At 66.0% G+C, this 4,026-nt stretch carries 5 protein-coding genes and 1 pseudogene; 1 reads left to right on the top strand and 5 read right to left on the bottom strand.

What is annotated here, in order from left to right; all coding sequences use genetic code 11:
* Positions 1-61: 61 nt before the first annotated feature.
* The 5 genes from HUK82_RS14945 to HUK82_RS14925 form a co-directional block, all read right to left on the bottom strand.
* A complete protein-coding gene (locus HUK82_RS14945) occupies positions 62-823 on the bottom strand; it encodes a pseudouridine synthase (protein ID WP_176614711.1) in 762 nt (253 codons plus the stop codon).
* Positions 820-1,545, bottom strand: coding sequence for a gamma-glutamyl-gamma-aminobutyrate hydrolase family protein (locus HUK82_RS14940; protein ID WP_176614710.1), 726 nt, complete (start codon positions 1,543-1,545; stop codon positions 820-822). Before HUK82_RS14940 ends, HUK82_RS14945 begins: the two co-directional genes overlap by 4 nt.
* 76 nt (positions 1,546-1,621) lie before the next feature.
* Complete coding sequence (locus HUK82_RS14935; RefSeq protein WP_176614709.1) at positions 1,622-1,849, bottom strand: hypothetical protein; 228 nt, start codon at positions 1,847-1,849, stop codon at positions 1,622-1,624.
* Between the two features lie 120 nt (positions 1,850-1,969).
* Positions 1,970-2,716 carry a flagellar hook assembly protein FlgD gene (locus HUK82_RS14930; protein ID WP_176614708.1) on the bottom strand — a complete coding sequence of 249 codons (747 nt, stop codon included), beginning with the start codon at positions 2,714-2,716 and terminating at the stop codon, positions 1,970-1,972.
* Positions 2,717-2,809: 93 nt separating this feature from the next.
* Positions 2,810-3,409: an NUDIX domain-containing protein gene (locus HUK82_RS14925; protein WP_176614707.1), complete on the bottom strand. Its 600-nt coding sequence runs from the start codon at positions 3,407-3,409 to the stop codon at positions 2,810-2,812.
* Between the two features lie 301 nt (positions 3,410-3,710).
* Here HUK82_RS14925 and HUK82_RS14920 point away from each other — a divergent pair.
* A pseudogene (locus tag HUK82_RS14920) lies at positions 3,711-4,026 on the top strand (porin); the annotation flags it as partial.

Below are 4,026 nucleotides of genomic sequence, written 5' to 3'. Positions count from 1 at the left end.
CCCGTCCGGCGCGGTCAGTGTGCGTCCACGGCGCGCGCCGGCGATGATCCGCACGCGACCCTCAGACCTTGCGGCCGGGCCGCCGCTCCGGCGCCAGTCCGGACACCTGTTCGCGCAGGGTCTTGCCGGGCACTTCCTCGAGCTCGCCCCGGTTCAGCGTGCCGAGCTGAAACGGACCGTAGGACGTGCGGATCAGGCGGCTGACATGCAGGTTGAGGCCCGACATCACCCGTCGGATCTCCCGGTTCTTGCCTTCGCGCAGGGCCACGGTCAGCCACGCGTTATCGCCCTTACGCGAATCGAGCCCGGCTTCGATCGGGCCGTACCGCACACCCTCGAACACGCTGCCTTCGGCCAGTTGCGCCAGACGTCGCTCGTCCACCACGCCGAACACACGCACGCGGTAACGGCGGATCCAGCCGTTGGACGGCAGTTCCAGACGGCGGGCAAGCGCACCGTCATTGGTCAGCAGCAGCAACCCTTCGCTGTTGAGGTCCAACCGCCCGACGCTGATCACGCGCGGCATCCCTTCCGGCATCGCCTCGAACACGGTGCGGCGGCCTTCGGGGTCGCGATGCGTCGTCACCAGACCATCCGGCTTGTGGTACCGCCACAGCCGCGTGCGATCCTGCTCCCCCACGACGGCGCCATCGACCTGAACGATATCCCCGGCCGTGACGAACGTCGCGGGATGTTCGACCGGCACGTTGTTCATCCGGACACGGCCTTCGCCGATCATCCGTTCGATATCGCGACGACTGGCCACCCCGGCACGCGCCAGATATTTGGCGATCCGTTCACCCTGCCGTTCCTGCTCGCTCATCCCTGTCTTCTCCGTGCCGCCGCGACCAGCGCCGCGAATATCTTGCGATCGCCCCGATCGATCTCGAATTCCGGGTGCCACTGCACCCCCAGACAAAACTCGCGCGCCGGATCCTCGATCGCCTCGATCACACCGTCTTCGGCACGTGCGCAGACCTGCGCGCGACCGGGGTCTAGGATCGCCTGATGATGCGACGAATTCACCGCCATCATCGGCACCTCGACGATATCGGCAAGGCGCGATCCCGGCGTGATGGCGATTGTATGCCCGGCCTGATCGCGCGGATTGGGCTGCTCGTGCGGCAAGGCGTCGGGAACGCTGTCGGGGATATGCTGAATCAGCGTCCCGCCCAAGGCCACGCCCAGCAGTTGCGCGCCCCCGCAGATACCCAGCACGGGCCGGTCGCGTTCCAGGGCAGCCGCAAGCAGGGCGAGCTCGGCGCCCGTGCGGCGCCGTTTGAGCGTCACGGTCTCATGCGTGGTCGCGTCGCCATACAGGGCGGGGTCGATATCGAAGGCACCCCCCGTCACCACCAGAGCGTCCACCGCCGCTATCATATCGGCCGCGAGACGCGGATTGTGCGGCAGCGCCACCGGTACGCCACCGGCATGCGCGATCGCGTCCATATAATTCGTGCGGATGGCATACCACGGCCACGCCGACCAGCCTCCCGCGGGCTCGCTGTCGAGCGTAACCCCGATAACCGGGTTCGTCCTGTGCATCGGCCCTCAGTAGAGGAATTGTCTGCCCGCGGCGAGAGGTGTTCTCCCGGTTCCGCACAGCGCCCCGGTCAGCGCGCTACCCGCCATCCATGTCATCCACGTCGGTGCCGTAGGCATGACGCTGCCCTGACAGCAGAGCCACGAAACCGACACCACAGACGATCAGTCCGGCGACCAGCAGGAACGGGGCAGACGCATGGCCGGCGATGTATGCAAGCCACGCAAGTATCATCAGGCCGAACCCGGCCAGCGTCGCGCCGGCAAACACGGACAGACGGATGAATGCTTTCCTCGATCGCGCCATGCGACACCCCGGACCCTGAAAGAGTCGATGATGACACGATGGCGATCGAAAATCACGCCTCCCGCCCGGGGACGCCCGCGTCGCACAGGGACATCCTACCCCTCTCGGACGGTAACAGCCTCAGGCCGCGGCGGCGGACGTCGCGGCGGTGTCGGACGACGTCGCGCTGTGAAGGCTGATGACGCTGGACATCGGGATCGTCGCGCCACCCATTTCGATATCGACCGTGCCCGCGTCGAGTGATGTGCCGGTGATCGTGCCCGTGACGGTTGGCGTCAGAGAGGTTGCGCCGCTTGCCGTCTGTCCCTGGATAGCGACGTAGTAGGCACCGTCGGACCGCGTAGTGCCCTGATTGTCGGTCCCGTCCCAAGTGTAAGTGTTGGTGCCGGCCCGGGGCGTCATGGTCACGGTCTTGACCACCGTACCGCTGCTGTCGGCGATCGCGATCGCCACCGGATCGGTGTTGGACGACGTGAAGGAGAACTCGGCCGCGCCGTTCTGCAACGGCAGCGTGCTGGTCGTCGCCTCGGCGGTCTTCCCCACGAGGGACTGGCTGTTGTACATCTGCTCTTCCTGCGTCAGGGAGATCAGGGTGCTGAGGTTGGTGTTCGTCGAGACCTGCTGCTCGACCCCGGCGAACTGGGCCAGTTCGGTGGTCAGCTGGTCCGTGCTGGTCGGGCTGCTTGGGTCCTGATTTTTCAGCTGCGTGGTCAGGAGCGTCAGAAACTCTGTCGAGTTACTGCCGAGGGAGGCGAGCGGATCGGTCGTCGTCGTGCTGCTGGTCGATGACGTGGCCGAGGAAGCGGCACTCTGGGCGGCCGTCTGGGCCGAGGACAAGAGAGAAGCCGAACTCACCGCTGTGGTCATGACAGGTTTCCATGTGCACATCCGCGCCCCGGCACAGGACGCGTATCGCACGAAGCCTACACCACGCCCGTAAACGAACTGCTAACGCGCCCCTCAGATCAGCCCACGCGCCTTGACCATGGCATACGCGGCCAGCGTGACCATGCACACGATCTCGCCGTCGCGGATCATCGCCTCGAAACGGGGCAGCGACACCGTATGGGTGGTCATGTCCGCCTCTGTGGCTTCCCGCGCGGTGGGCCCCTGGGTCAGATCGGTCGCCAGAAACACGTGTCCCTTCTGCGTCGAATAGCCCGCGCCCTGATACGTCTGTCCGACATGGCGCATCGCGCCCGCGATCAGCCCGGTTTCCTCGCGCAGTTCACCGACCGCGACCTCTTCCGGCGACGCATCGGGGCGCGTTTCCCACATCCCCATCGGCAGTTCCCACAGCGTCTCGCCGACCGGGTAGCGGAACTGGCGCACCAGGGTGACCTGTGGTCCGTCGGGACCTTCGCCGAGCGGAAGGATGACCGCGAATTCGCCGCGTTCAACGACACCATACAGCCCCTCACCGCCATCAGGGCGAATAAGAATGTCTTCGCGCACGCGCGTCCACGGATTGGCATAGGCAATCCGCGACGAGACGACGCGATAGCCGCCCGGTCCGGGCTCCGGGCGGACGGTCGCTGCGCGGGAGGGTCTGTCGGTCATGGTCGCTCCAGTGCCGGTATGTCGGGGTCCGCCGGCGATCCGCGCCATAGACCGTTCTCAACTTTTCGTGTATATCGATCGGCAACGGACGAGCCCGTAACGCCGAAGATCGTTGCGCAACCGTGTTTCATACACGGGACATGACCGTTATGTAACCCGTCTTCTGCTCACACCTTTTCTTCCGAAAAAGCGATTGTCACTCCGTCAGCCTTTGCTAGACGCGACGTCTGTTCGATCGGTCCGCGGCCAGCCTGCCGGCACGGGTCCGGCGGCGTTGGCTCCAGTGACGAAAGACGGCGGCATGGCACGATACACCTCGCGATACGGCATGCTCCTTCTGGCCGGAGCCGCTCTCTGGGCGGCATCACCACGCGCCCGGGCGGATGACTACACCGATCTGCTGGATATCCTACGTGCCAAGGGCAGCCTGACGCAGGCCGAATATGACGGGCTGCTGAGCAAGCATCTCCATCACGGCGCGCGCCCCGTTCGAGCCGCCACCGCGCACGCGCGTCCGATGACGCACGCCGTGGTAGTAGGCAGCGATGCGCCGCGCGCGGTCGTCCCGGGCGTGATGACGACATCGTCGGATTCCGTCGCCGTCACGCAGGCGCGCG

The sequence above is a fragment of the Ameyamaea chiangmaiensis genome, from assembly GCF_013376175.1.
GTDB classification, from domain to species: Bacteria; Pseudomonadota; Alphaproteobacteria; order Acetobacterales; family Acetobacteraceae; genus Ameyamaea; species Ameyamaea chiangmaiensis.
This window is presented reverse-complemented; position numbering and strand designations above follow the sequence as displayed.